The sequence below is a fragment of the Amycolatopsis sp. NPDC041971 genome (genome assembly GCF_055588925.1).
Window position 1 is genome coordinate 40,220 of record NZ_JBVJCE010000004.1, and the last position, 26,316, is coordinate 66,535.

At 62.4% G+C, this 26,316-nt stretch carries 22 protein-coding genes and 1 pseudogene; 9 read left to right on the top strand and 14 right to left on the bottom strand.

Going from position 1 to position 26,316, the window contains the following annotated elements:
• Positions 1 to 7 precede the first annotated feature (7 nt).
• Positions 8 to 385 (top strand): hypothetical protein, encoded by a 378-nt coding sequence (locus ACZ6DT_RS10960; RefSeq protein WP_465592019.1) that lies wholly within the window; start codon positions 8 to 10, stop codon positions 383 to 385.
• Positions 382 to 744 carry a DUF4345 family protein gene (locus tag ACZ6DT_RS10965; RefSeq protein ID WP_465592022.1) on the top strand — a complete coding sequence of 121 codons (363 nt, stop codon included), beginning with the start codon at positions 382 to 384 and terminating at the stop codon, positions 742 to 744. Before ACZ6DT_RS10960 ends, ACZ6DT_RS10965 begins: the two co-directional genes overlap by 4 nt.
• Before the next feature lie 388 nt (positions 745 to 1,132).
• On the opposite strand, the gene ACZ6DT_RS10970 is transcribed toward ACZ6DT_RS10965, so the two are convergent.
• Entirely contained in the window at positions 1,133 to 1,309 is a 177-nt protein-coding gene (locus ACZ6DT_RS10970) for a hypothetical protein (protein WP_465593005.1), read from the bottom strand.
• Positions 1,300 to 1,548, bottom strand: a pseudogene (locus ACZ6DT_RS10975) (IS982 family transposase); the annotation flags it as partial. The gene ACZ6DT_RS10970 and the pseudogene ACZ6DT_RS10975, both read right to left, overlap by 10 nt.
• Positions 1,549 to 1,910: 362 nt before the next feature.
• Here ACZ6DT_RS10975 and ACZ6DT_RS10980 point away from each other — a divergent pair.
• Both ACZ6DT_RS10980 and ACZ6DT_RS10985 read left to right on the top strand, forming a co-directional pair.
• The gene (locus ACZ6DT_RS10980; RefSeq protein ID WP_465592024.1) at positions 1,911 to 2,327 is read left to right on the top strand and encodes a hypothetical protein; all 417 of its coding nucleotides are present in this window, start codon (positions 1,911 to 1,913) and stop codon (positions 2,325 to 2,327) included.
• A 56-nt stretch (positions 2,328 to 2,383) separates the two neighbouring features.
• Positions 2,384 to 3,421, top strand: coding sequence for a hypothetical protein (locus ACZ6DT_RS10985; RefSeq protein WP_465592027.1), 1,038 nt, complete (start codon positions 2,384 to 2,386; stop codon positions 3,419 to 3,421).
• A gap of 600 nt (positions 3,422 to 4,021) precedes the next feature.
• Here the strand turns inward: ACZ6DT_RS10985 and ACZ6DT_RS10990 are convergent.
• Positions 4,022 to 4,981 (bottom strand): helix-turn-helix domain-containing protein, encoded by a 960-nt coding sequence (locus ACZ6DT_RS10990; RefSeq protein ID WP_465592975.1) that lies wholly within the window; start codon positions 4,979 to 4,981, stop codon positions 4,022 to 4,024.
• 102 nt (positions 4,982 to 5,083) lie between these two features.
• Between ACZ6DT_RS10990 and ACZ6DT_RS10995 the strand changes: the two genes are divergently transcribed.
• Together ACZ6DT_RS10995 and ACZ6DT_RS11000 are read left to right on the top strand one after the other, a co-directional pair.
• Positions 5,084 to 5,842, top strand: a complete 759-nt coding sequence (locus tag ACZ6DT_RS10995; protein WP_465592030.1) for an SDR family oxidoreductase — start codon at positions 5,084 to 5,086, stop codon at positions 5,840 to 5,842.
• 534 nt (positions 5,843 to 6,376) lie between these two features.
• Complete coding sequence (locus tag ACZ6DT_RS11000; RefSeq protein WP_465592033.1) at positions 6,377 to 7,156, top strand: alpha/beta hydrolase family protein; 780 nt, start codon at positions 6,377 to 6,379, stop codon at positions 7,154 to 7,156.
• A 359-nt stretch (positions 7,157 to 7,515) separates the two neighbouring features.
• Here ACZ6DT_RS11000 and ACZ6DT_RS11005 read toward each other — a convergent pair whose 3' ends face one another.
• From ACZ6DT_RS11005 to ACZ6DT_RS11030, 6 genes are all read right to left on the bottom strand, one after another.
• Complete coding sequence (locus ACZ6DT_RS11005) at positions 7,516 to 7,917, bottom strand: DUF6924 domain-containing protein (protein ID WP_465592036.1); 402 nt, start codon at positions 7,915 to 7,917, stop codon at positions 7,516 to 7,518.
• Positions 7,918 to 8,986: 1,069 nt separating this feature from the next.
• A complete protein-coding gene (locus tag ACZ6DT_RS11010; protein ID WP_465592039.1) occupies positions 8,987 to 9,343 on the bottom strand; it encodes a peptidase inhibitor family I36 protein in 357 nt (118 codons plus the stop codon).
• Between the two features lie 706 nt (positions 9,344 to 10,049).
• Complete coding sequence (locus ACZ6DT_RS11015; RefSeq protein ID WP_465592041.1) at positions 10,050 to 11,021, bottom strand: NAD-dependent epimerase/dehydratase family protein; 972 nt, start codon at positions 11,019 to 11,021, stop codon at positions 10,050 to 10,052.
• A 1,039-nt stretch (positions 11,022 to 12,060) separates the two neighbouring features.
• Positions 12,061 to 13,719 carry an FAD-dependent monooxygenase gene (locus ACZ6DT_RS11020; protein WP_465592044.1) on the bottom strand — a complete coding sequence of 553 codons (1,659 nt, stop codon included), beginning with the start codon at positions 13,717 to 13,719 and terminating at the stop codon, positions 12,061 to 12,063.
• Positions 13,720 to 14,147: 428 nt separating this feature from the next.
• Positions 14,148 to 15,068, bottom strand: a complete 921-nt coding sequence (locus ACZ6DT_RS11025; RefSeq protein ID WP_465592047.1) for a LysR family transcriptional regulator — start codon at positions 15,066 to 15,068, stop codon at positions 14,148 to 14,150.
• Positions 15,069 to 16,010: a LysR family transcriptional regulator gene (locus ACZ6DT_RS11030; RefSeq protein ID WP_465592050.1), complete on the bottom strand. Its 942-nt coding sequence runs from the start codon at positions 16,008 to 16,010 to the stop codon at positions 15,069 to 15,071.
• Between the two features lie 71 nt (positions 16,011 to 16,081).
• Here ACZ6DT_RS11030 and ACZ6DT_RS11035 point away from each other — a divergent pair, with 71 nt between their 5' ends.
• The gene (locus tag ACZ6DT_RS11035; RefSeq protein WP_465592053.1) at positions 16,082 to 16,489 is read left to right on the top strand and encodes a nuclear transport factor 2 family protein; all 408 of its coding nucleotides are present in this window, start codon (positions 16,082 to 16,084) and stop codon (positions 16,487 to 16,489) included.
• A 288-nt stretch (positions 16,490 to 16,777) separates the two neighbouring features.
• Here the strand turns inward: ACZ6DT_RS11035 and ACZ6DT_RS11040 are convergent, their stop codons facing one another.
• The 5 genes from ACZ6DT_RS11040 to ACZ6DT_RS11060 form a co-directional block, all read right to left on the bottom strand.
• Positions 16,778 to 17,971 (bottom strand): MFS transporter, encoded by a 1,194-nt coding sequence (locus ACZ6DT_RS11040; RefSeq protein ID WP_465592056.1) that lies wholly within the window; start codon positions 17,969 to 17,971, stop codon positions 16,778 to 16,780.
• A gap of 92 nt (positions 17,972 to 18,063) precedes the next feature.
• Positions 18,064 to 18,477, bottom strand: a complete 414-nt coding sequence (locus tag ACZ6DT_RS11045; protein ID WP_465592059.1) for an SRPBCC family protein — start codon at positions 18,475 to 18,477, stop codon at positions 18,064 to 18,066.
• 919 nt (positions 18,478 to 19,396) lie between these two features.
• Positions 19,397 to 20,476: an AfsR/SARP family transcriptional regulator gene (locus ACZ6DT_RS11050; RefSeq protein ID WP_465592062.1), complete on the bottom strand. Its 1,080-nt coding sequence runs from the start codon at positions 20,474 to 20,476 to the stop codon at positions 19,397 to 19,399.
• A 288-nt stretch (positions 20,477 to 20,764) separates the two neighbouring features.
• Entirely contained in the window at positions 20,765 to 22,180 is a 1,416-nt protein-coding gene (locus ACZ6DT_RS11055; protein WP_465592065.1) for a S8 family peptidase, read from the bottom strand.
• Between the two features lie 352 nt (positions 22,181 to 22,532).
• Positions 22,533 to 22,946 carry a S24/S26 family peptidase gene (locus tag ACZ6DT_RS11060; protein WP_465592068.1) on the bottom strand — a complete coding sequence of 138 codons (414 nt, stop codon included), beginning with the start codon at positions 22,944 to 22,946 and terminating at the stop codon, positions 22,533 to 22,535.
• Between the two features lie 779 nt (positions 22,947 to 23,725).
• Between ACZ6DT_RS11060 and ACZ6DT_RS11065 the strand changes: the two genes are divergently transcribed.
• Together ACZ6DT_RS11065 and ACZ6DT_RS11070 are read left to right on the top strand one after the other, a co-directional pair.
• Complete coding sequence (locus ACZ6DT_RS11065) at positions 23,726 to 24,136, top strand: hypothetical protein (protein ID WP_465592071.1); 411 nt, start codon at positions 23,726 to 23,728, stop codon at positions 24,134 to 24,136.
• Between the two features lie 951 nt (positions 24,137 to 25,087).
• The gene (locus tag ACZ6DT_RS11070; RefSeq protein WP_465592073.1) at positions 25,088 to 26,248 is read left to right on the top strand and encodes a DUF418 domain-containing protein; all 1,161 of its coding nucleotides are present in this window, start codon (positions 25,088 to 25,090) and stop codon (positions 26,246 to 26,248) included.
• Positions 26,249 to 26,316 lie beyond the last annotated feature (68 nt).

Sequence of the window (26,316 nt, forward strand, 5' to 3'; positions counted from 1 at the left end):
CAGACGAATGAGATTCGGGCAGGCGTTGTTCGTGGTGGTGGGGCTGATCAACGTCGTGCCGGGGGTGGGGGCGGTGTCGCCGGGGTCGATGCGATCGGCGTACGGCGTCGGGATCGGGAGTGCGGACCTGGAGGTGTTGCTGCGACACCGGGCGGTCCTGCTCGCCCTGACCGGCGCGTTCGTGCTCGTGTCGGCGTTCCGCCCGGCACTGCGCCGTGCCGCGATCACCGGCGGCGCCGTCAGCATGGGCTCGTTCCTGCTCTTGGCGCTGACCACGACGCCGGTGAACGAGCAGGTGCTCCGGGTGGCGCAGGTCGACGCCGCGGCGCTGCTGCTCCTGGCAGCGGGAACGGCGCTGGTGCGGACCTCCGGGGAGGGCGCATGACGACAGCCATTATCGTCCTCACCGCGTTGTTCTTCCTCGGCATAGGCCTCTACGCGCTCATCGTGCCCGCGGCGCTCGCCAAGCCGTTTCGCATCGTCGTCGACGCGCCGGAGAGCCGATCGGAGATCCGGGCCGTCTACGGTGGTTTCGGGCTGGCGATCGCTGCCGTGCTCATCACAGCACTGTTCCTCGACGGCCTGCGTACCGGCGTGGTCGTCACCGTCGCGGCCGCCCTCGCCGGAATGGCCCTGGGCCGGCTCATCTCCCGGCTCGCCGACGCCCCCACGCGGTTCTACCCGGTCTGGTTCTACTTCGGGGTGGAGGCGGTCACGGCCGCGCTGCTGTTCGCCGTGACGTGAGACCGGCCGGTCTCACGTGGGGCGCAGAAATGCCACGACGACCCAGCCGGAATCCGCGGCATGTGCCTGCGCTTGTTTCGGAACGCGGGATAAATGCGTCAAGCGGAACTGTCACCGAAAGCAAAGCCGGACGAGCGACCGGCGAATCGACTATCCTGGCGAGCCCGACGGGTGAGCTGGCCCTGGGCGTTGGCCAGGTCGGCTTGCAGCGAGGCCCGACTCGCCGCCGGACCGCCCCCGTCGGCCACTGCGGGGCTGGCCTGGGCAGCGTGGACCTGACTGGGCCGGTGGGGTCTCCCGGCGGTTCGCGACAGGTGTAGTGCAAGCGGGCTCTGTCGCTCGGTCGCGTGCTACGTCGGTAGCTGCGGCGAGGTCTGTACCGCCCTTATCAGTCGGCGAGTCCGAGCCAGGTGGCGAACTTGGTGAGGTCGGGGTTGCTGCGGCGGTGCAGGCTGACCAGGACGCGGGTGGTTTCGCGGACCATCGGGTGGAAGCGGGTCTGCTCTGGTGCGGCCCGGCGGGCCCGTTCGAGCGCGTGCAAGGTGCCAGGACGATCGCCGGGCACCACATGATCGGCATTCCGTCTCCGGTGCAGACGAGGTAGAGCTTCAGGCCCCGGTACCAGCGGGAGTGTGACGCGCAGTAGCCGTAGCTGACGTGTCCGGCCAGGTCGGAGCGTTTCACGGTCTCGCGGGACATTCCGCAGGGCACGGGGGTGGCGTCTGTGATCCACAGGTCGTCGAACCAGGATGGGCAGCACGCGGCCAGTGTAAGGATTGCCTTGCACAGCAAGGGTGATTCAGCATCGTCGGCATCGAAATTCAGCTTTTTTCGTACTTCTCGCCATGCGCTACTGCAAACGATACCGAACGCACGAAGGCGGCGATCAATGCGCATACAGGACACAGTCTCCTTTACGGAAATTGTCAGCTGAGGACGATGGCCAGCTATGACAACCAAGCGGGTATCGGGTCACGGTTTTTTCGCATTACCGAGCACCTGGTCGCGCCCAGTTCACGTGGTTACAGTGAAATTTCCGGCTCCACAGTCGGCTTATACGCTCGGGGCGCTGGGTCTGCGGCCTGAGACTCCTTCGATGAAGGACGTACTCCATGCACCGTTCAACAAAGAGCCAACGGCTTGTCATCAGTATGATAATGGGAATCATGACTTTGGCGTCGGTCTGGTTCGCTCCGGGGGCACACTCGGAATCTCTCGCCGGCTACACCCTCGTGCAAGAGATCGAGACGCAAGGCCGCCACGTCAAGCTCTGGCGCAATACCGGGACCGGTGGTTTCCACGGGGAAATCACCAACGCAAGATGGCCTGACCAACTGATGCTCACCGGAAGTGGTTGCCCCGGAGAGCCGGTCAACTGTTATGTGACCTATGTGCCGTCAGGAGCGAGCTTCGCCAACACGCCAGAGGTCAGCGGCGTGGTCGATGCTTGCGGGTATGCGGGGGGAGCTGGATGGAAATGCACCTGCGTCGTCTGTCTGCACTCCCAGGAGAAACAGTCGCCGGCAGTGTCGCGTCTTGATGCTGTCAGTCGACAACAGTTTCGCCCGGAGAACGCGCTCTAATCGAATCGTGTCGATGATCAGCAAGTGAACAGAACTCTCCTCGTTGAAAGGAAACCATGTCGAAGTTCTGGGGAAGAGTCGGTGTCGTGGTTTTGACGACAGCCGCGATCGCGTCGTGGAGCGGAACCGCCTCCGCCGCGCCGGATCCGGCATCTTCGGCGCTCGCCGCGATCACAGACCTGGGCACGTTGCCAGGAGACTTGTGGAGCGAGGGCCAGGGTGTGAACGCTCAGGGTGTGGTTGTCGGCGCTTCGCACACGGACGGCCGCGTTCGTGCCGTCCGGTGGGCGGCCGACGGCACAGCGACCGCCCTCAGCGCACTGCCCGGTGATCCGAGCAGTTACAGCTGGGCGGTCAACACCGCGGGAACGGCCGCCGGCGCGTCGCTCAGCTCACAAACCAATCCGCGTGCCGTCCGCTGGTCTGCATCCGGTGCCGTCGCCGCCCTGCCCGGCATCGGTGGAACCAGCAGCTACGCCTACGGAATCAATGACAACGGTATTGCCAGCGGCTACGCGACGACCAGCGCCGGCCAGCGGCACGCTGTGCGCTGGGGCGCCACCGGTGGCGTGATCGATCTAGGGACACTCCCGGGCGATAGTGCCAGCGAAGCACGCCGTGTCAACAATTACGGCGTGGTCGTCGGCGTATCGACACAGACAGCTCAGAGCAGAGCTGTCCGATGGGCTGTGGACGGAACCGCTACCGAACTCCCCGGCCTCGGCGGGTCGACAACCGCGGCCTGGGGTATCAACGACAACGGCGTCGTCGTCGGAAACTCCACCACCGTGAACGGTCAGAATCATGCCGTCCGCTGGAGCGCCACCGGGGCGGTCACCGACCTTGGCGTCCTACCCGGCGATTCGGCGAGCTACGCGTGGGGCATAGACGCCAGTGGCACCAGCTCAGGCGCCTCGTTCAGCGGAAACCAGGCGCACGCCGTCACCTGGGACGCCGACGGCAACGTCACCCCTCTCGGAACACTCCCCAACGGAACCAGCAGCCACGCGGTTTCCATCGCCGCAAAAACCTTCGCCGCGGGAAGTGCCCTAACGCAGCAAGGCAATTCCAGAGCCGTACGGTGGACTCTGTAGAAACGACGGCCGTCGACACCATCACCACGGCCCTTGCCTCTGGCCCACTGCCACAAGATAGAGACAACCTCAGCACCCCGGGTGGCCAGCGGGTCGATACCTGACCGGCGGGTCGGCGACGGTCACGCCCAGTACCTTTCTTGTACCCAACCCGTCAGACCCGAGCCTGGTCGGCAGCGTTCCCCGCTGCCGACCAGGCTCGAGTGAAATCATTGCTGCCTCACCAACGCGGATAAGTACGAGATGGGGGTCGCACCGATGTGCCCGGTCGCGGGCAACGACGCCTTGCGCCGTAACAACAATTCGGAAGATGGCGACGCTGTCCATCGGTCGCCAGATCCACTTACAGCACGCCTTTACCGGCGATGCGACGGTCCAAAAGTGCTTGGGGCGGCTGTGGGCACACCTTCCAGCCGCCACGATCCACCGTCCGGGTATCATTTAATGTGCTCCTCTTCTTGGTCTGGCCAAAGAAGAAAACGAGGACGTTTTTCACACCGCCGCCTGCTGCGAGCAACTCCCGGGCAGCTGTCAGCTACAGTCCGCCCACGGTGCCGAGGATGAGATCGACTCACCGGTCGACGCCCTCCAGCCCGACCCTCACCTCGCGGGCACCGAGTTCGGACAAGCCGACGGCGCGAGGAGTGACCCCGCTTGAGGCGAGGACCCCTGCCGACGGGGTGTTTGCCGTATGCCGTCACGAATCTGCCTATTCCGAGGTGCCTCAGCCAGCCGGTCGTCCGAGCCCGCGAGACCGAGCGCCTTGAGCGATACCAGCGCATCCGCGCCGACGGTTCCCGTCTCCGCCCGATAGATACACAACGTTTGCCGGTCACGGGCAGAGGCCAGTACTTCGGGTTCGAGCTCGAAGCAGCCTGCCTGAGGATGGTAGAAGACCTTACGACGGCTAGTTCCAGCTGCCACATCGTGCCTGCGCCATAGCCGAGCGAAATCGGCGGATGTGACAGAGAGTTCCCGCACGAGGTGCACAAGCTCGACATCTGACGGCCGTTCTACCGAAATCCGGCGCAGATGACTCACTGTTTCCGCTGCTACGGTGTTCCACTCGGGATAAAGGAGGCGGCTCTCCGGCTGCAGGAAGAGTCTGCGCGCCATATTGCGCTCACCGTCGGGGTGCAGACCGAGAAGCTCGGCCGCGAGGGGTGTCCACGCGAGCACGTCCAGAGTTCCACTCAGAACGACGGCGGGTAGATCCACCAGCCGAACCAAGATCTCCCGCATCCCGGCTTGCACGCCCTCCGCCGCGTGCTGTTCACAACGCTGTGGCCACGACCGAGGACCGGTCAGGCGAAGCAGATGTTCACGTTCGACGTCGTCGAGCCGCAGCACGGCGGCCACCGCGGCCAGCACCTGCCACGACGGTGTCGCTCTCCCCTGCTCGACGCGGGTGTAGTAATCGGTGCTCACCCCGGCCGCTACGGCCACCTCATCGCGACGCAATCCGGGCACCCGACGCCGGCCCTGTGGGCTGAGCCCTACGTCGGCCGGCTGGATGCGAGCACGCCGGGACCGGAGGAAGCCGCCTAGTTCCGAACACATGGTTCCATCATCCACGATCGATCCGCCCGTAACATGGGTCAATCCAACCTAGTCAGAACCAGGCCTGGATACACCATCTGGGGCGGGGTCAGACTTCCGACCATGTCGACAACCCCTACCGCACCACTTGCCGGGCGGCAAGCACTGATCACCGGTGCCGCGTCCGGAATCGGTGCCGCTACCGCCCGTCGTCTCGCCGAAGACGGTGCTCGTGTCGTTCTCGTCGCCCGTCGTGCCGACCGCCTGAAGGCACTCGCCGACGAGATCGGCGACCAGGCCGTAGCGATACCGGCAGATCTCACCGATCGGCACGCTGTCGAAGCACTCGTCGATCGTGTCAACCTCAAGACCGTCGATCTCCTGGTCAACAACGCCGCCGTCATGCTCCCCAATCCACTGACCGAGGGTCGCGACGAAGAGTGGCGGCAGATGCTCGACCTGAACGTAAGCGCGGTTCTCCACACGACTCGCACACTGCTCCCCAGTCTCCAAGCCGCAGCTAGCGCCGGGAGGGCCGCGGACGTCGTCAACGTCTCCAGTACCGGCGCTGACGTCCCCGTCTCCGCATTTGCCGTCTACGGCGCGACGAAGGCCGCACTGTCCTATCTATCCCGAGCTCTACGTGTGGAACTCGCCGCCACGGGACTTAGAGTCACCGACGTCAAACCCGGTGGCGTTGCCACCGAACTGTTCGAACACACCACTCATACCGGCATCCGCGATCGGCTCGCCTCGGCGGTCCGTAGTGGGAAACTGCTCGATCCGGCTACCGTCGCTGACGCGATCGCTTACGCGGTGAGCCGTCCGGTGGGGACGTGCCTCTCCCAGCTCACGGTGATGCCGTCTGCCCAACCGCAGTAGGACGACGAGTGACCGTCTTCGCTGTGTTACCACCGAGCGGTCCTACAGGGTCGCTGCCCCGAGATTCACGCGTATAGGCTGCCCAGCCCGACGCCGATCCCTGCCACCTCACTGTTCACGCATCGATAAACAGACAAGCATCGAAGTGCCATATTCCGCATCAGCGAGCACTTGAGGTGTAATTCGGGTTGGGGTGGTTAGGCCTGTCATGCTGACGGGTGAAGGCCTCCAGATGTGAGTGGAGCTGTCCGGGAACTGTCGAGCAGGACTGAAGCTGTCCGCAGACGGCGAAAGTCGTCATCATCGCCACGAACATCGCCAGGAAATGGACTCAGTGTTCACTGCTCCGAAAGAGCTCAGCTCGATCCGGTTGTTCATCCCGGACTGCCCGCAACGCCGCGCAACGACGGAATCGAAGCGTCCGCTGGAAAACGCCGTCGGCAGGGCCCCACCCGTTTGGCACGCAGCAGGTTAAGCTTGTTAAAGACGGCAAAAATCGGGTCGGCCGCTGTCGGGCGCGTATATACTGGATTCATGCCCGACTTGCACTGCGACCCGTCTGCCCCGCTGCACGAAACTTCCGAACTGCTTGCCGTCCGTCCCGGCGTGACGATTTCTCGTTGCTCGTTCGAAAACGCCGAGGGCGGCCGCGTCACAGGATACTTGGTCGAGCCCGACGGCACACCCAGGGCGGGCGTGCTTTACATGCACACCACCAGTGGCACGGAGGGGTTCCTGCCGGAGGCGATCGCGCTGGCCAGATCGGGCGGGATCGGATTGTGCTTGCAGTTCCAGTACGTCGATGACGACCAGGTGGCCGCGATCCGCCGGTCGATGCTGGCCCTGCGTCGGGGCGCGGATCTGCTGCTGGGCCGGACAGATCGGATCGCGGGTGTCGGGCACAGCGGTGGTGCGATGACGATGGCGGTGGTTGCCGGGCTCGACCAGCGGTTTGCGTGTTTCGTACTCGAAGTGCCGATGGCGGGCCTGACGCATCACTGGCGCAACACCCACCACCCCGAGGTCGCACGGATGCGGGCGTCGTTGCCTCCGGAGTTGTTCGAGCGGACCCTGGCCGAGATGGCGCCGTACGACGCGGAACATTTCATCGGTGACGTGCGAGTCCCAGTGCTCTACCAGTTCGCGCGGTTCGACATCGGTGTCACCGCGGCGGAGTCCGAGGAGTTCTACGCGATGGCGCCGCAGCCCAAGCAGCAGAGATGGTACGACTCGGGGCACGTGATCAACGACGTGGCCGCGTATGCCGACCGGGCTGAGTTCCTGACTGAGCACCTCGGGCTCACCAGGAGCTGAGCTCGGCCAGAGCAGTGCTGACTCACGCGTCGCACCAGTCAGGTCAAGGTTCATCGGTCCGATGCGGGACCGGATGCCGGTCAAGGCAGCCTTGGCCGGTGACCACACGCTTTCTCCGACTTCGCAGACGGTGCCGATGCCGTCGCAACCCCTGTGCTGATGGCGAGGCAAAGATCTATCGCCGCGCTTGGGTTCGGATGAGCTGTAGGCGTTGATCCCAGAATTGAGTCACGTCAGCGGGGCCCCGCCCGGTGAACGATCGTGTGGCGTTCCCCGAGATCGTGTTCGTGTTGACATCGTTGTCCAACGTAAGCAGGCCCGCTGCGGGATACCACATCTATTCCGGCGCGATTTGCAGCTCAAAACCCTCGAAAGACGCCGTCGTCGTCTGCCGCGCGGGCGAACTCGTCCCAGTCCATGTTCGCCAAGGAAATGTTGTTCTCGATTGACCACAACTCTCTAGAGATAACTCTTAGCTGTTCAGTTTGCTGGCCACCTCGGTATATGCACAGTAACGGTCGGCCGAAGTCAGACAATGCCCGTCTGTCGGCGACGATGAAGAGCGAATGTCGACCGATCAACGGCAGAAGCTGCTCGGCGGTCATGTCGCGATAGGCTTGGTCGTCCACGAAGTGCACATGCGCCAGGAAGTCGTCCTCGTTCGGTGTCTCCACCGCCGTTCGCAATGCCTCCCAGCGAGCCGGATCGGAGAAATCCGTGCGAATCAGCGGAGTTCCGACAGCTTCAGGCTGACTTTTCATGGCGACGTCCTTTCACTTCTCGCGCATGCGACATGCCAGTTAGCTGAATTTCAGAGACACCCGCGCTCCTGTCTGCCACCTTAGCTCTGGCTTACCACGACTGCGGCAACCCGAGCGCGGCAGACGACTGAACCATGATCCCGTGCTCAAACATTAGCCGGATACTCGCGATCAGTGAGGCGGGCTTCCAGAACGGCCGGGAGGGAATACCGGCGGCCTGTCCTCCGCGTTTTGCCCTGCCTGCTCGTTATAGTGGCGTTCGATAATCAGGGCCGCGGTGCCAGCCGAAACTCGGGCGGGGGCGGAGTCCTGCGGGACGCGCTGGACACGACGGTTCATGGGAAGGTTCCAGCAGGCCCCGTCACGGGCCAGGGTCGGCGTCGACCAGCAGGCGTCCAGGCTGGCTTGGCTTACCAAGCCAGCCTGGAAATCCTCCAGAACCGGTCGGTGGCGATATCGGACACGACGACCGATTCCCGCCGGCGGGGGCGGCAGTACCGCACGAACCGGCCGAGGCCGGCGCTCTGTGCTCACCCACACACACCGCGCCGACGGATCACCGCCCCAGGCGACCACGAACCTGCAACTCGGCGCACGATTCTTCCCGCCGTACCGCCAGAGCGTGGAGAAGTTCGATGTGGGCTTGAAGCAGGTACCGCGATCCGCAGCCGGGCGACACGTGACCACGACCTGTTCTGCGGTCCCATCCCATCGCTCGTCAATGCGTGAGCATCTCCGGCGACCTACGACCACGCGAATGCCCTCAGTCAAGACGCGGGTGTAGCCGGAGCTGGGCCACAAGCACACCGAAGCTGCCGTTCTCCAGTCCTCGATCAGCGCCGGCGAACAAGCACGACTCCGGGCTGTCGCGAGTCCGACCACCTACGGCATCCATCCAGCCGACGGCACAGGGGAACGATGGCGTGACGTCGCACTCGAAAGTCACCGCCTCCGCAGGAGTCGACATCTCGTCCGGAGGCACGGCCGACCGCATCATCAGCTCCGCGATTTCCGGGCAGAAAGTGCAACACCGGTGACGAAGTTCAGCCCATCCAGAGGCGGGCCTTCGTCAGCAACGGCGAAGTGAGCTGTACCGATTGAATTCGGCAACGTTACCCTTGGTTCCTGAATGAAAGGTACCGGCACCCGCACTGTTGTCATAGTTCTTGTTGACATACATGCAGAACGAGCTCGAATTCCTGTTGTTCCAACTCCTCGTACGATCATCGAAATTCTGCAAGGACAAGTCCGGTGAACCAACCTGAAAGAGTGCCATGGCACCTTGTCCGTCATCTCCCGCGAACAGGCACATATACCCCACCGTACAGCGGTCATATCCCGTCGCAGCGTCCGCCGACGGCACGGTGACCAGCACACCGGCCAAAGCGATCACCACGATGCCAAGACCTCTCTTGAAGAACGACATCTGTTTTCCTTTCACTTGATCCAGCTCAGAGACCTCTGCGGTTCACGTCCAGACGAAGATCGTTGCGCCGTTCTCGCCTAGCGGTATCGATGCGAGCATGACAAAGGTAAGTGCCTCCAGAAGTACCGAGTACGTCGGTGAAGCCACCCACTCCCCCGACGCGACGACACCGATCGCGCGGAGCGCTTCATTCAGGTGTGCTGCCGAGGCACCGGTGAGGAGACCCTCGATCTGACGGCCGTGGCCACCCAGATCACCGCAGGGGCGATCGCTCGATCCGAGGACGTCTGCGAGATTCAGCCTTGTCCTGCACCGCGGGAAAAGCAATGACCCCGTGATGCGATCTGCTCGACCCACGATGCACTATCGGACATCAACGCGCATCACGCTCGTGCAGTGGCGCCAGGCGGTGCCAGTGTCCGGCGAGGATCACCGACCAGGTGGCCCGGCGCGGCATCGTCCTCCCCCGTCGCAGCGCGATCCAGCACGAGCATGATGAACGAGACGTTCACGACGAAGTCCGGAACTGCATGAACGTGCTGGGATTGTCAGGGCGGCGGCCAACCCGATCACGTCGCTCGCGTGACGCAAGCCACTCATCCGAGGCCGGGGTCGCGCCCAATGAGACACAGGGTTTCGGCATCCCCGCTTCTTCGCGTGCCCGACGGAACTCATAGCGAAGGCCCCCCTGTGTCGCACCCCGTGGTCAGACGACGAGGGGGGCGGCGACCTTGAGTTCGTCGTGTTCGATCAGCCAGCGAACGGCCTCGAGTACCGCCTCTTCGGGTTCGTACCGGGGGGCGTAGCCGAGGAGCGTTCGGGCTTTCTCGATGGTCAGGCACTGGCTCCGGTGCAGGTGGTTCCAGCTGTGCTGGGCTTGGTCGGGGGGTGTGGCCCGCCGGAACTGCTCCCAGGTGACGGGCTCAAGCGCGATGGCCCGACCGAACCAACCGGCCGCCGCCGCTGCATAGCCGCGGACGGTCAAGGCGGTGGGCGCGACGACGTTGAAATCCTCTCCCACCGCGGCGGTGCGGTGTTCGATCGCCTGCTCGAAGGCGTGTGCGACGTCGTCGGCATGCACGTGATGCATCACTTCGGCACCGCTTCCTGGAATTTGCATTGGTGCTCCAGAGGACAGCGTGAACCAGGTGACCGGATCGAAGTTGCCCACCGGGTTGACCGGATGCCAGCCCGGACCCACGAGGTGCCCGGGATGCAGGGAGGTCGTCTCGAGGCCTCCGGCGGCAGTCTCCGCTTTCAGCATCCGCGCGATCTTGTCCTTTTGGATGCCGTACTCACCGATCGGTGCCGAGCCGTCAGCCTCCGAGATCGGCAGTTTGTGACTGGGCCCGTAGCGCCACATCGAACCGCAATGCAGCAGATGACCGGTTCTTCCGCGCAGAGCCGCGACCAGCGCGCTCGCCGAGTCCAGGGTGAAGCACACCATATCGATCACGACATCCGGCGCCAGCCCGGCCACCCGTTCGCCGAACGTTCCCTGCTCGTCCTCGCGATGCCGGTCCGCGGTGACTTGACGTACCTGCTGCCACTCCGAAGCGTCGGCATAGGCAACTCGTGTCCCGCGGCTGATATTGACCACATCGTGACCGGCGCGTATCAGCCGTGGGACGAGGAAGGTACCGACATGTCCGCTGCCGCCGATGATGACTATTCGCAAATGGTGTCCAATCCTTCTCTGTGCACCTCACGGGCCACAAGTTCGAGCGTCCGCTTCGATGCGGCCGCTCCGTCACCGCTGCGAACGTCCGACGGCGGCGAGCACGCGGAGAGACAACCGTGCTAGCCGGAGCGTTGCAACGGCGCGCCACAGCTACTCACTGGCGGCTCGACGAACCGTACGTTCACCTCCGGTAATGGATTCTCGACCTCGCCACCCTTCAACAACATCGCGCCTTGATGCTACCGCTGCGCCGAACTATTGAGGGAGGGCAAAACGTGTCGTGTTGCGAGCCTTGCCGCACCGGTTGTTTCGTTGACTCCATAAAAGGGTTTCGGGGACGTGAGCCGGACACAGGCCGCCCTCGGCCGCAACTGTCCACGACGGACATCCCGTCTCCCTCAAGTGCCCGATTCGAGTGCTTTGCGTAGCCCCGCGCTGGGGTCGTGAGTGAAGACAGTTGGGGCCAAGAGTGTCTTGGATACCTACTGCATTGCGGCTTCGACCGATCGCAGGTCTGTGACGGCCTCCTTCCCTTCTCTGAAAACGGGGAAGGAGGCCGTCAAGTACTTCGGGAGGGTGAGGGTCGGGTTTCGTCGGCTGCGCCGGTGCGCCTGGGGCGGACGTGGAGTACATGAAGGCCCCCTTCCTTGCGCCTAGCGCAAGGAAGGGGGCCTTCGTGTACCCATGCGAGAGACAATCATGGCAGCGGCCCAGCGGACACAGGGATCGTGATATCCCTGTGGACTGTCGAAACCACGCCAGGCCCCTTCAGCGATTTCGCGCCCGCCTCCGACTCCAGTACGCCAAGTTGCCTTACCCCCTCAATAACCCGAACCGCCACTTACGACCCCCGCGCAAAGCTACGGTAAATGCTCAAATCGGGCGCCGAGATCCGTTCTGGAGTCCTTGTGGACGGTCACGGACGCGCCGGACCCCGGCGATCGGGCCACGCAAGGCTTCGGCGGCCGGACACCTTTGCCTTACCTCTCAATAACTTGAGGTGCAGAGTTCAACACTGACCAAGCCTCGACTTTCTTCACTCTCGTGACGTCTCCGAATCCTGAGTTCGCGGCACTCCGCTGGGAGCGGTTTCCGGCCGCGTATCCGGAGGTGTGCCGAACCATGCGGTAAGGGCTTGTTGCAACGCGAGCACGGCCGTGTTCGTCGATTCGTCGATGCCTGCGGTCCACGCAACGTGAGCATCCGGCAGGATCAAAAGGGCATCGGCCGGCCTGTCACTGGTTTTCGCGACTTGAGTGATGACACGAGTATCCCACTCTCGAGCAGCGTCGCGTAGATCCGCTCGATCGGCCAGAACGAGCAAGATCGGTCGTGCGGCCTGCATCAGGGTCGCGATGCTCGTCGTAGTGCCATTTTCGGTATGAAGCACGAGATCGGGAACGAAAGTTCCGGTCAGGGCGTGAGAGTCATAGGTGTGCAGTGGGGAACGGACGTCTGTACCGGCGAGCATACCTCCAATACGGCGTAGCGGCTGCTCATCGGAGAACAGCTCCAGGAAAATCGTCCGCAGCGCGTCAGCGGCGGAGTCCTGACCGCGTCGCAGGGCCACCTGGGCCTGCGTGTGGAGCATGGTCCTCATACCGGCCATCCGACGTTCGTCGTGATAGGTATCGAGCAGTCCCGTCGGCGCCCAGCCGTCGATGTCCGCCGCCAGCTTCCAGGCAAGATTGACCGCATCGAGCATGCCAGTGTTCAGGCCCACGCCTGTGGCGGGAAAGAGGTGTGCCGCGTCGCCCGCCAGCAGGATTCGTCCGCTGCGGTATCGATCGGCCTGCCGAGCGTGCAACTGATAGCGCGAAAGCCGGATCACCTCCTTGACAGGTATCTCTACACCCAGGACGCGGCGGACACTGTCCTGGAACTCCGCCAGGCACATCGGCGTGTTGTCGTCGGTGTCGACCGCCTCCTTCTCCGTGGTGGAGACGAGCAGAACCTCTGGAGTCAATGCCCCGTATCCGAATACGCCGCGTTCTGTGCGCGTGAAGCCGGCTTTTACCTTGCCGGCACCGGGCAAGTCGAGGAACTCGCCGGTTTCGGGTCCGGCCATCGAATCGGGCAACGTGATCTGTCCGAGCCGATGAACCTCGGGATACGTTGTTCCTGGGAATTCGATCCCGGCCAGCTCGCGAATCCTGCTGTGTCCGCCGTCGCACCCCACCAGGTATCGAGAGGTCACCAGGTATCGTCCGTCACGTCCCTCTACTTGGGCGGTCACTGTGGAGCCGTCGTCAACGATCTCGACCACCTCGTGCCCGCGGCGCACGACCGCACCCAGTTCGCGTGCCCGTTCGTCCAGGAGACGTTCGAGGATCGGTTGAGCAAGGGTGAGGCCCCGTAGCGGAGGTTCGGACAGCGGCGAGAAGTCGACATGTACTTCGCCGAACGGGTAGCGAGGAGCGGGATGACTCGGCGCGTCACAGGCCGCCTCGAACCTTTCGAGCAAGCCCCGGTAACGAAGTAGTTCCAAGATCTGCCCGCCAAGCCCGTTGGCCTTCGGAATTTCACGCAGCTGCGGCTGCCGCTCGAGAACCATGGATCGAACGCCGGCGAGCCGCAGTTCACAGGCCAGCATCAGCCCGACCGGGCCGGCGCCCACGATGACGACATCGACTTCGGACCGCACATCCTGGCTAGCCGTAGAGCGGACGGTGGGGGCAGGGCTCATGATTTCCATTCCAACTTCCTTGGCGTCTGGGTTACGCCGACGATTCTGCCGAACCGACCAGGGCTTGCCGCAAGCCCTCCTGTGCGCTATAAATTGGAAATGAGGGGAAGCCAGAAGCGAAATTGAAGACCTGCCATGGACAACTTCATCAGGCAGCCCTGAAGGTGTAGTTGAAAGAGCCTTGAGCACGTCTCATATACAACATGCTATCTTCTCTCACTAAAATGCATAACCGAACTGCTTGCACTTCAGCTCTCCCGCGATAAGATTATCGCCCCAGTGTTCGCGTTCTTCGACCATCCGCAGATCCGTCGCTTCTTTCTACGTCGGTGTCGTTACGCGGGATGGCTTGCCAAGCCCATCTCTACGTCCATCACCACCATGACCTACGACACAGCCATTCCGTCCTTTTCGCGTGGCCGGCCGAAGCTGCGAGGTCACGGTTCCTGAACGTGAGAAGGGAACAATTCCTCGGCTGCCAGCCTGATGGCCTTGACAGCGGGTCGTTGTGCGCTGTCGGCGTGCCAAGCCAGCGCCGAGGTGCATGGATCGATACCAGTGACATCGAGGAACGCGATGCCCGGACGCGGAAAGAAGTGCCTTGCCGCTGCGGGCTGGAACGCGATGGCTCTGCCTTGCGCCACAGTGGCCAGCAGCGATTCGACATCTCTCACAATCGGTCCGTACTTGACCGGAGAACCGTCTGGGCGTGGGTCCACCGCCCAGAACTTCCGCCAAACCTGCGGGCACTCGGGCGGGTAATCGATCATCACGCGCCCGTCGAGTTCCGCAAGAGATACTTCCTTCCTCGACGCGAGCGTGTCGTCTGCCGGCACACAGACCACACGGGCTTCGGTTGCGAGATGATGAGTCTGAATCTGCTCCGGAACAGGTGGGCGACAGAAGACGACGTCCACGTCTCCGGTGTAGAGACTGCGAAACTGTTCTGTGGCATTGAGCAACCGGACGTCTATGTGCAGGTTCGGATACCGCCGTGCTACTTCGGCTATCACCAGGCGTGTGTGCTCCATAGCCGCCTCGGCGCCGACCGTTCCCACGATAAGGTTCGCGGTCACTGTTTCGGAGTATTCGATCGAAACCCGGTGGAGCTCATCCGTCGCCGCGAGAACCGCCGTCACTTTGGGGAGGATCACCTCACCTACCTGCGTCAGCTTGACGGACCGCTGGTTTCGATCAAGGAGCTGAATTCCAAGACGTTGCTCCAAGACGTTGAACTGCCGGCTCAACGCAGGCTGACTCATGAAGAGCCGTGCAGCAGCGCGGCCAAAATGCAGCTCCTCAGCCAAAACGAGAAAAGCTCTCAACTGATGTATTGTCGGTGCATTCCAACGATTCATCTACATCCTCCTAGGATAACGAGTGTTTCGCAGTCGTCGAGCCGCTCCGAGTCCGACTTCAACCGCTGATTCGCGCAGCGTGATCAGGAATTCACGGCAACGCTCTTCTCCTTCGGCAGTTGCCGGCGTGGCCGCGAACGTGACACGCTTCGCGCCTGCTTCTCCGATCCGAGCCACTGCTACGCCTTCGGGCAATGATGGAACCATCAGCCCAGGGACGACGGCCAGCCCTAACCCCGCCGCCACCAGCCCGATCTTCGAGATCCAATCACGAACGATGAAGTTTATGTTGAGCTGTTCCGTCGACTGATTCCAGATACCCAGCAGTCCATCAGTCGGGTTGGCGGCCCCTGAAATCCAGCGTTCCCCGCGCAACTCCTCGCCAGTGACGCTACGCCTGCCGGCAAGCCGGTGGTTGACAGGCATAGCCAGATACAACTCGTCTTCGAGCAGAGGAGTGAGGTCGATTCCCACCGGTTTACGGTGGGGTTCTGTGACTATCGCCATGTCGAGCCGTCCGGAAACCATTGATGCCAACAGCGCTGCCGAGAGCCCTTCTCGCAGTTTGATGCGGGTCAACGGTTCGCGGGTCGCATACTCTGCGATGGCGACCGGCACCAGAGCCGCCATTGCCGTTGAGTAGGCGCCGACACGTAACCGACGAGAGGACGGGGAGCCCAGTTCGCGTAGCGACTGTTCAGTTATGTTCAATTCATTGAGAACCGTTTCTGCGTGTTGCGCGACAATTCGCCCCGCATCCGTGGGCTGAACGCCGCGAGCCTGCCGATCGAATAGCGCGACGCCAGCCGCTCTCTCCATCAAGGCTATCTGCCGGGAAACAGCGGATTGCGTATACCCCAGATTCTCTGCCGCTATGGAAAACGAGCCATAGCGTACCGCCGCCCGAACCACGCGTAAACCCAAAATCGTGAAGTCGCTCATGCCGAACAAGCATAGCAGTCATGCGAACATGTCACTTGTCGCATTACTCGCGCCAGCGTAGCGTCAGAAACATGAGTGCGGAAGACAACAGGAAACTCCTCGTGACGGTGTTCGATCAGTTGGCAGCGGGAAACGCTCGTGCCCTGACCGATGCCATGGCCGACGAGTGTCGATGGATTTTTCCGGGAGATTGGTCATGGGGCGGCGTCTGGGAGCCGAAGACGGAAGTGGTGCACAAGTTACTTCGCCCTCTGATGGCGCAGTTTTCCGACAGTTACCGCAGCGAGGCAGACATGATCCTCGCAGCCGAGGATCATGTGGTCGTACAAGCACGCGGCCATGCCACGACGAAAAATGGGGATACTTACGATCAAACATACTGCTTCATCTTTCGCCTGACGGACGATCGAATCGTCGAAGTCGTCGAATACTGCAACTCTGCCCTGGTGGAGAAGGTTCTGAAACTTCCCACCCGCTGATTCACTGTTCGAAACCGTTCATCAACATACCACCCGCACCGCGAACCTGCGGATCAAGGTGAGCTGAATATAACGCACGCAGCTGTCGACCCCCACCGGATTCTCGCCTCACGGGTCGAACCAGTAAGCGCCTGGCAGCGATTGCACTGCCAGGCTTTACACGACTGACGACTAATTTCGGGTCTTCGCTCTCCGCAGCAGATCTTCACTCGGTGATATACGCACCGCACCTTCTTCCTTCGGGAGTCGCCATAATATTCTTTCAGTACGAGTCATCGAACTACAGACTCAGCGATGCTTGCGTATGGCCCGTGGCAGCACCAGTGCCACCAACAGGGTGCACAAAGTTCCACTGACTCCCGCAACGAGAAACGTGGCCCGAGCGCCGGCGAGGTCGAGCAACAGGCCGCCGCCGATATAAGACAGTGCGGCTGCCACCCCGATCGCACCGTAAAGATTGCCGAACACTCTACCCAGCAGCTTCGGCGGCACGATTCGTTGCAGGATGGTCGAGGAAGCCACGTCCATGCCGGCAAGACCGAGCCCTCTCGTGGCTTGCACGGTGAACGCGGCGACGACGGACCAGGCAAGACCTGTGAGGAAGTTCCCCGCACTGCTCACGAAGAACCCGGCGATCAGCAGCGCAGGCATCGAGACCTTGGCACTGAACCGGCTCAATAGTGCGTAGCCGATGAGGAGGCCTATTCCGACTGCTCCAAGCAGAAGGCCCACGGAGCTATCGCCTGACTTCAGCTCTTCTTTGGCCAGCAGTACCAATGCCACATCATCGATCCCGTTGAAGGCCACCACCGCACAGAAGCCCAAGGACAAGATCCGAACAGCGGGCGTGCGTAGAATGTAACTGAGACCGACCCTTGCCTGGGCCGATAACGCCAGATTGTCCGGATCCGGTTCAGGTGACATTGGCTTGGTGGCCGTCAGAATCGCAGCGGACAGCAAGAACGACGCAGCATCGATCAGCAGAACGCCGCGGATACCCAGGAACGGCAGCATGGCGGCGGCGAGAAGGGGACCGAACGCTTCGGCGCAGTTCGAGCCGAAGCCGACAGCCGAGTTCGCGACCTCCAGATCCCGGCCGCCGACCATGGCCGGAACGGCCGACCGGGAGGCGGGCTGAAACACCTGCGAGGCGACGGCGCGAACACCGACCAAAGCGAGCAGGAACGGAAGCGGCGGCAGCGTGAGTGCGATGAGCAGCATCACCACGCCCTGCACGATCTCGCACGTGATCATTACTTTACGCAGATCGAACCGATCACTGATGGCTCCGGCGAGCGGGCCGAGCAGTGAGGGCACGAAGTCGCCGACCAGCAGCAACAAGGCCACCGCCAGACCCTGGCCGGTGGAATTGGCCACATGAAGCATCAACGTGACAAGGCTGAGCGAATCCCCAGTATAGGAGATCACTCGTGCCGAGAAGAGCGCTCGTAAAGGCCGGCTGCCACGTAGCAGCTGCACCACGCTTGAGAGCTCTGCCTCAGCGTCGGGGCCAGACATGGAATGAACTCCGTACGATTTTCGGCGCGAGAGAAAGTCGGGCCAAGCTCGAACTGCTACTTACTGCTTTGACGCTCTTCGGACAGTCTACGCACCATCTGCAGTTCTTCTTCGACAATGGTCATCTGCTGTGCGACGGCCTGTTCGGGCGTCCCCTCGGGGAACAGAAGGGTGAACTGATACTCGGCACCCTTACCGCTGGGCAGGACACGGGTGAACACCCCCTGAGGAGGATCCTCGGCAACCAAGAGGTCGACGGTCCCGTGCTCCCGCGAGACACGCACGAACATACGGGTCTCGGTTCCGCCACTCTCGACCAACCACGCGTCACCATCAGGACGCACCGCAGATGCCGCTCCTGGGGCCCACAGAGGGAGATTATGCGGATCGGACACCAGGTCAACGACGATTTGCGGGGACGCCTTGATGGACACCGATCGCGTCTCGGCATGAAGCGTTTCTATATGCACCTGTTTACTGTAAGCGTTTGCCTACTACTTGTCCAGCGGTAACAGCCGCCTGAAGACCACGTACAGCCGACAGGGACCTCGATGGGCCAGCGCCGAAACGCCACGAACCGTACAACGCGCACGTCTCCAGCCTGAGTGCCGGTCGGCACCTACGGCGCGAATGGCCGAACTACCCGTTGAAGTAGTCTCACTGCTCCGTAACCACAAGCGGTCGACTTGTCCCGGTGCCGAATCCCCCACCATTCCCGCTACGAACGAGACCACAGAAGCCCGGCGTGCGCCGCAGATATAGACAAGAAGATATCGATCGACGGATTTTTGCATGATTCGTTCCCCAGGGTCCCTGAACACCGGTAACGCAATATTCCGAACTCCTCACTTACCCGTGCGAGCGAGCAGACTTGATCTTAGGCATCCGGTTCCTCTAAAGTGGCCTACCAGTAGATGAAGGAATGAGAACTGCGTTGTTTTCGGAACGGTCGCCAGCCTCTCCCCCAGGAGACGACCGTTTCATGCGGCGGCCCCGGCAGCTCTCCCCCAGGAGTTCCGGGGCCGCATTCTATCGACTTGAGCTGATCCTCAGCGCCCTGCTCGACGCTGTTCGACCAGGCAACAGCCCGATATGAGACCATGCACGACCTTGGCAGATCCAGCTCCTCGGATGAGGCAGCCAGAGCCGAGCAAAGCACGCGAGCCCGGAGCCCGGCTAAAGTTTTCCGAATTTCGAATGGCCATGTGACCGTAAGCCGATTCCAGCATCGCAGAGCCACCGAATAGTTGCGCTTCAAATATATCGGCGATGGTAGTGCCAGAATTTGCGACAAGCTCCTCGCGCACGACCGCGCCGATCCCGTGAAGCCGTTGATAGAAGTTCTCTAGAAACCGCCCCCTTCGCCAATATCACGGATCCCATCACCGATCATTTCCGGCCCGGATATCCGGAGAACAGCCAGCCGTCATCTCGCCGTGTTCTCAGTTGCCTCCGCTTGGCGATCATGTCGTCACACTGCCACCTCGCCACACGCCACCATAGGCGTGGACTGCGCAGGATGGCACCCAGCAACGGCACCACATCCAAATGGGTGTGTCGTTCAGCGACGAGGCCATCGTCAAGGAGTACCTGGTCACAGACACGCAACCGTACCCTGCGACGGCCGACGGTAACGTCGAGACGAAACGCGATGAAAAGCATTCCATCTCGGTGAGCCCAGGACTCCACCGATCCACGTACATCGGAGCACAGCGAAAAGATCGGACGCGCGAACCTTTCTCGGAACGCGTTGCGCCCGGAGCCGGGAGCCCGGATCAGCGGCTGCGTGAACCGGTAGTCGGCATGGAGCCAGGGGTCAAAGTGGTCGGCTAGCTCATCGGCATCGGCAGGCGCCCTCCACCCCTGCGCGAAAGCATCGACGAAAGCCGCCGCAGGGCCGTCCGGAGAAGCACCCGCCGCAGGGGTCGGCACATCATCAATCGACACGAAAGACCTTCCAGGTCGCCTGGCCGCTGACCAGTCCTCCACTGCTGCGAGCCGCATTTCCGAAAGCCGGTCCCGTTCAGCGCTCATCCAACCGCCGTCCGCACCGCCCAATGCGGTACCGTGCCACTGGTCGAGCCCGTCGCCGAGCGACTTCGCGGCGGCCGCGAACCGATGCTCACGTAGCGCTCGCCTCCCGTCCCGTACGGAAAGCACGAAGCCGTCGAAGTCGATCGACGCGACGTCGGGCGCCAGCCGGTAACCACCAGGCCCACGCATGATCACATCTTGGCCGCCACCTTCAACAATGACTTTTCGAAGCGTGGACACATAGGTGTGCACCGACGCTCTGGAGCGTTTCAGCGCGTCCGCATCCCATACCGCGTCGATAAGCTGTTCTACTGACACGACAGCGCCAGCCGACACCGCCAACCGAGCCAGCAGTGTGCGTGGTTTCGGACCACCCAGTGTAAGCGGTCCCTCATCGGTCAAGACTGAAACAGAACCCAGCATTCCGATTTCCATCGAACCCCCAGTGCACAACTTCACAGCAGACACTACTACCGCCAGTCCTGCATTTGCGACTCTGACTTCGACAACGGCGAAGTTCACTTCGCATCACCGTCGGACTCTTGGCCGCAGCGCTCGCGGTCGGCCCCCAGGACCGCGGCCAGCACTCTCGGTGGAATTACGAAGTGCTCGCGAAAGCAAGTCGGCCGATGGCGCCACTCGCGAGGAGCACCATCGACCGACTTGTACTTCCAAACAGCGTGTTTTCTGTTATCAGCTGACGTTATAGTGGTTTCGAACCGGTCAGCCGACCGCTCGGAGCGCGTTGACCAAACCCTTCCCGTAGAAGCCCGCTCCGCTCACGCCTCCTTCACAGACGGCGCGGAACTGACCAGTGCCTCCTGGGTCGTGGACGCCGCCGGCTGGGCACGGCAGAACCTCCGCGCCGGCTTCGGCAGCGGCTTTGAGTGAATCCCCGGACAGCATCGGGTAGCGGCTCTTCAGAAGTGCCAGCACACCGGTGACATGTGGTGCTGCCATGGAAGTCCCCTGCAGGTAGCCGTACTGGCCACCCGGAATCGTGGACAGCACTCGCCCGTTCGCATCCGGCGTCGACGGGGTCTGGAACCTCCAGTCACCTCCCGGCGCCGTGAGATCTGCCACACCGGTACCGTAATTCGACGCGTAATAGCGGCTCTTCGCCGCGCCTACCGCGGATACACCGACGACTCCCGGAATCTCGGCCGGAAGGCTCACGCACGACGCGTCGGTATTCCGAGTCAAGTGCGTTCCATTGGTCGGGCTCAACGTGTCGACGATGTCGTGGGCGAGGTCCCAATTGTTGTTACCCAGCGAACTGACCGTCGTGACCATCCTCGATGTGGCGTAGGCGATGGACCGGCGTACGGCCTCGGCGACCGCGGCCTGGTCCGGATCGGATTTGCACCACAGATACCACGGGTCGATGGCAAATGAGCTGTTGACGATGTCAACGCCGTGTTCGGCGGCCCAAATGTATCCACAGACGGCCGATTCGGGGTAAATGTAATCGTCGGCGGTGCCGACCTTGATCGAGGCGATACGCACGTCAGGCGCGACGCCTGCGACACCGATTCCGTTCCGGGCCGCCGCCACGATGCCGGCGACGTGCGTGCCATGTCCGTTCTGGTCCTGCCAGGAGGCTTCTGTCCTGTCTGGAACCCCGTCGGCCCCGCAATTGACCGAAGCGACGTGGTCGATGTTGGCACGGAGGTCAGGATGCGTCGAGTCGATACCGCTGTCCATGACTCCGACGAGCACGTTCCTGCTGCCCGGATTGATGTCGTTGGCTTGATCAGCACCGATCAGTTTCATGTTCCACTGATTGGCAGCCAGCGGCTCACCGGATGCCGATGCCCGCGATCCGATGTCACCATGGTCTTCGGCGGTCGCTGTCCGAAGTACGGGTGCCGCCTCCCGGCTCCTCGTCCCCAGTTCGGCCAGGTTCCTCGTGGCACCCACACCGGCGATACCGCCCTGCCGACGCACCCGCGTGGCGAAATCGGCTTGCTTGGAGCGGGCGATCACCACACCGATCTGCGGCCATTTCTGGACGATGGAACCCTCATTGGCGATCACCGCCATCTCCGCCAGGTCGAGCGGCGCTGCTTTCGGAACGAGTACAGCGAAGTACGCGCCACCGGTGGTGTCGATTGAGGCAGGTGCAGCCGCATCCGCCATCGGGACTGTCACTAGGCCTATTCCGGCTACTAGCGTTCCGACTGCGGCAAACCCTCTGGCTCGCCTGATAGATCGGAATGTGAACATTCGAGAAGAACCCTCCATATTAATTCCCCAGTTGTCGTGATCACACCTGGCAGTGCGATCACGATACCCAGTCACCCCAGACTGGCCTCGGTAAACCTTCGAAGCAAGAGTGCGCCCATGTACTTATCGCGGCACTCATAACCTTTTGCATATGAATCTGACTGTCGATACCAGGTAGGTATCGCGGGCACCCCTTGGTCGGCCCCAGTTGTCGTTTAGAGGAGCTACAGCTCACTTCGCCGTCGTAGCGACTGGACAGACGCCGTCACCCAGGAGATCGTCGCCGGAAAGTAGCCAGTACGGCGTGAGTCGAAACTGTGCGCGGTGTCGGCCCCGAGTAAGAGCAGCTGATGCGGAGACACTTTGGCGTCGGCGGTCGGTACACCTTCCGGGGCACCGGGTCCCCGCCTACCGCAGCGACACGCTTCACCAGCGTTGCCGGGTCACCAGGCACCCGCGGGCTGGGCATCGCGATCACCGCGACCCGGCCCTCGGCCGCGGTTCGGCACCACCGCACCAGGAGGAACCGACCTGGAGTGTACGTCGACCGCATGCTGTCGCCCCCGACAGTCACTATGACGAAGTTCCTGCGCGGGAACAGAAGCAGGGTCAAGACGAGAATGAGAACCCTCTCCCGCGCGAACCTTCGGGACGACAAGCGGCACCATGCGGTCGGCATGCGTTACAAGCATCGTGGACATGTATCACTCCTGGAGCTCGCGAGAAAGCAGTGCAGCGATGTGACGGCATGACGTGAAGCTTCGCTGTGATCGATCCAGCACGGGAGACAGCCAACGGGCCGACCACCAGAAACCGCACAGCAACAAGATAAAGGAAATCCGACTGCCAGGACGGAACTTGACCAGTCATCTCATGGCACGTCGATCCTCTTGAACGGCGCGATAGCGGCCTGCCGCACGACCGAGTGAGATCCATACGCCTTGCATGGAAGAGGGCCTGGATCAGACCGAAGGGCCCAAGACAGTGCCTGACCAGGGCATATGTTGGCCTGGCAAGGTGTAGATCCTGGCAAATCCTGTCTCTTTTGAGCGCGCACTCAAGTAGCCAAGCGGCTGGAGCAATACATCAAACAACATTGGTCGGTGACGAGATTGCATCACCCCTACGGCATGCTGCTCACCCGCACGTTCAGGCATGGCCCACCTCTGGTCAACCGGATGCTCGCTGCGGTCATGGTCATGCTCGGGTACGCCGACTATTCGGCTGGCGCAGTGTGCTGGAGTCGGGCGTGCCGAGCCGTCGCCGTGTCGAAACAGCCAGGTCGTCCATCGCCGTCTCGCCACCACCCTCGACGATCACCGACGAGGTGACCGGCCACGCTGAGCAGCACTGTCAGGCGCAACTCCGATGACAGCCGTCGCGCGAGGGCAACGCACCATCGTGGCAGGTGCGGACTGCCGTCTTCGGCCGCGGAAGGGTTGGCGCTACTGTGTTCGCGTGACCCCGGCTGATGCCCGTGAAGCCCTGCTGTTCCACTCGTGCACGCATCCAGATGTCGAGAATCCGCGTTGGCAACGGGGTTTCCTCGGGTCTCTGCGACCGTTCACCGGATTGCGCGAGGAGAACTTCCACGACGTCATGTCGGCGTTGCTGACTCTTGCCGAACCACTGCAGGCTGACCTGGTGTCACGTGAGGTGGTTTCCGCTGTGGTCGGAATCTGCCATTTCGGCCGAGCCTGGGGTGTAATGCCGGACGGGATGCTCCGCCGGAACAGCTTGATCGCGGACGCGGAGGTGACTCGGCTGGACGATTGGGTACAGACCATCTCTTACGCGCTGACCATGATCCTGGACGGTGATATCGCGGAGGCAGCTGATGAGTACGAACGCTACCGTGGTCAGAGCTGAGCGGGACCGTCAGCAGGCTGGATCACCTCGAGGAGATGGCGACAACCCCGGAGCAGTTCAGCGCACCTCATCAATGGCCGGCGCGGTCCCGCGAACGGCGGCGAGCAGTCCGCCGGCCCGCTCGAGTTGCTGCTCTGCCGCGGCGGCGAGCTGCGAAGGGACCGGAACACAGGGTGCGGGTCCGCTGTTGCCCCCGCCTGGAGCTGCCAGGTTTCCTTGATATAGCCGCGGATGCCGGGTTCACCGATCGGGCCAGGGGCCGGCCCAGCGATGCCGGTGGAAGGTGACGCCATCGGTGTTCACGGATTCTGGACTTCCCACGCGTGGCAGTGCCGCGATCGCGGCAGACGTCCCACGCTGTGCCGACGTGGCGCCCTTCCCGCCAGGATCGCCATCATCCGCGATCACGGCGACCCTCCGTTTCGTCCAGTTCACCTGGTCAGATGGTCGACGGCTCACGCTCGTGACCACCCGACCAGGCAACGGGAATTGTCCTCACGGCCCGCCCGACCACGAGTCGACCGGGGTTAGTCCTCCCCCAAGCCTCGGAGTCCTCCGTCGGTACCGATTCCTCGAAGCAGCGTGTCGACCACGAGTGGCGAGCGCGTCCGTGTCCGTCGGCTCGGACTGCTGGGTCGCTTCGTGAATCAGCGCGTGGTAGATGCGTCGAGCCCAACCCGGATCGAGTAGCTGAAGCTCAACTACGTCGAGCGGCGCTTCAGCCGTTTCGACGTCCGGCGCCAGCGCGTCGATCCGACGATGCCCGTGCTCGTGTGCCATGATGGATGCCACGCCCGGTTGCGTCATGCGGAACATTTCGACTACCCCTCCCAGATTTTGTGCATGACTTCCACCCTGTCCGCACCCGGGCCTCCACTCACATCTGCTACTGGCATACGAAGACACCCCCGCATTCCATTCGTAACCTGATGGAAGCACGAAGGGAGCAAGGTGGGAACCGACCGGATAGAAGCGTTGGATGTCTTACGCGGCGTCGCGATTCTCGGCACATTGGGCACGAACATTTGGGTTTTCGCCGATCAGCGTGGTGCGGCCGGTTTTCTCGATCTGCCGGCGCCGGATTCGGTGGCCGGAGTGACTGAGCTGCTGTTACGGTTTCTCAGCAATGGCAAGTTCCTTGCGCTGCTTTCACTGATGTTCGGCATCGGCATGGAGCTGCAGTACCGCTCGGCGCGAAAACGTGGTGCCCGCTGGCCGGGTTGGTACCTGTGGCGTGCCGCCCTCCTGTTCTTTGAAGGAGTTGTTCATTACACGCTGATTTTCGAATTCGACGTGCTGATGTACTACGCCATCGTGTCTGCGTTGGTGGCGTTCGTAATCGGCCGCTCTGAACGCGTGATCAGCATTTGGCTTTGGTTCCAAGGTTTGGTTTTCGTCACTGTGATCGGCTTGCTCACCCTCGCGCAGCACTACCGGCACGTTCCGCTGACGATCGACGGCAACGGGCCGAATACCACCAGCTGGCCGGCCGCGGTCGCGGATCGGATCGTCATGGCGGGTACCTATCGCGCGGAGGCCGTGCTCGTCATCCCCCTGGGCATGTTCCTGTTCTTGCTCGGTTCACGCTTGATGCGCCGGGGAGTGCTGGCGGACTCTCGGCAGGGTCAGCGGCTGCGTAACAAGCTGATGCAGGTCGGACTCGGCATGGGTATTCCGCTCAACCTGATCACGACATTCTCGGGCGCGTCGTGGTTCTTCGCCGACCGATATGTGACTGCAGGATTCGTGTCGATCGGCCTGCTTGGCCTCGTAACGACACTGGTGCACCGGCTGCGGGGCGAGCCAGGCCCGCTACGACGGGGGCTCATATCGGTCGGGCGCGTAGCTCTGTCCAGTTACATCCTGCAGAACCTGATTGCTGGAATACTCTGTTACGAATGGGGATTCGGCTTGTCGAGCACTTTCGCCAGCGCGCGACCGTGGTGGGTCATTGTCCTCTACCTGGGTGTGAGTGCCCTGATCATGGCCTTGAGCACGCTTTGGCTGAAGTGGTTCTCTCGAGGGCCGGTCGAACTTCTGTGGCAATGGGCTTACTTGAGGCCCCAACGAGCCACCGTGAGCCGGGTGGAACGAGACAGCAATCGGTATTGAGCTAGCCGCAGCCCGCCATGAACGATTGGCGAGACAGTTGGCACCTGGCAGTACCGCCGACAGGGTCT

Excerpts from the sequence above, each read along its gene's own strand:
- ACZ6DT_RS10990 (WP_465592975.1), bottom strand. The coding sequence starts at position 4,981 with ATGTGTTCGGAACTAGGCGGCTTCCTCCGGTCCCGGCGTGCTCGCATC.
- ACZ6DT_RS11005 (WP_465592036.1), bottom strand. The coding sequence starts at position 7,917 with ATGAAAAGTCAGCCTGAAGCTGTCGGAACTCCGCTGATTCGCACGGAT.
- ACZ6DT_RS11060 (WP_465592068.1), bottom strand. The coding sequence starts at position 22,946 with ATGCCGACCGCATGGTGCCGCTTGTCGTCCCGAAGGTTCGCGCGGGAG.
- ACZ6DT_RS11020 (WP_465592044.1), bottom strand. The coding sequence starts at position 13,719 with ATGGAAATCATGAGCCCTGCCCCCACCGTCCGCTCTACGGCTAGCCAG.
- ACZ6DT_RS10985 (WP_465592027.1), top strand. The coding sequence starts at position 2,384 with ATGTCGAAGTTCTGGGGAAGAGTCGGTGTCGTGGTTTTGACGACAGCC.
- ACZ6DT_RS10960 (WP_465592019.1), top strand. The coding sequence starts at position 8 with ATGAGATTCGGGCAGGCGTTGTTCGTGGTGGTGGGGCTGATCAACGTC.
- ACZ6DT_RS11010 (WP_465592039.1), bottom strand. The coding sequence starts at position 9,343 with ATGTCGTTCTTCAAGAGAGGTCTTGGCATCGTGGTGATCGCTTTGGCC.
- ACZ6DT_RS11000 (WP_465592033.1), top strand. The coding sequence starts at position 6,377 with ATGCCCGACTTGCACTGCGACCCGTCTGCCCCGCTGCACGAAACTTCC.
- ACZ6DT_RS10995 (WP_465592030.1), top strand. The coding sequence starts at position 5,084 with ATGTCGACAACCCCTACCGCACCACTTGCCGGGCGGCAAGCACTGATC.
- ACZ6DT_RS11025 (WP_465592047.1), bottom strand. The coding sequence starts at position 15,068 with ATGAATCGTTGGAATGCACCGACAATACATCAGTTGAGAGCTTTTCTC.
- ACZ6DT_RS11050 (WP_465592062.1), bottom strand. The coding sequence starts at position 20,476 with ATGGAAATCGGAATGCTGGGTTCTGTTTCAGTCTTGACCGATGAGGGA.
- ACZ6DT_RS11055 (WP_465592065.1), bottom strand. The coding sequence starts at position 22,180 with ATGGCGGATGCGGCTGCACCTGCCTCAATCGACACCACCGGTGGCGCG.
- ACZ6DT_RS10965 (WP_465592022.1), top strand. The coding sequence starts at position 382 with ATGACGACAGCCATTATCGTCCTCACCGCGTTGTTCTTCCTCGGCATA.
- ACZ6DT_RS10980 (WP_465592024.1), top strand. The coding sequence starts at position 1,911 with ATGACTTTGGCGTCGGTCTGGTTCGCTCCGGGGGCACACTCGGAATCT.
- ACZ6DT_RS11035 (WP_465592053.1), top strand. The coding sequence starts at position 16,082 with ATGAGTGCGGAAGACAACAGGAAACTCCTCGTGACGGTGTTCGATCAG.
- ACZ6DT_RS11030 (WP_465592050.1), bottom strand. The coding sequence starts at position 16,010 with ATGAGCGACTTCACGATTTTGGGTTTACGCGTGGTTCGGGCGGCGGTA.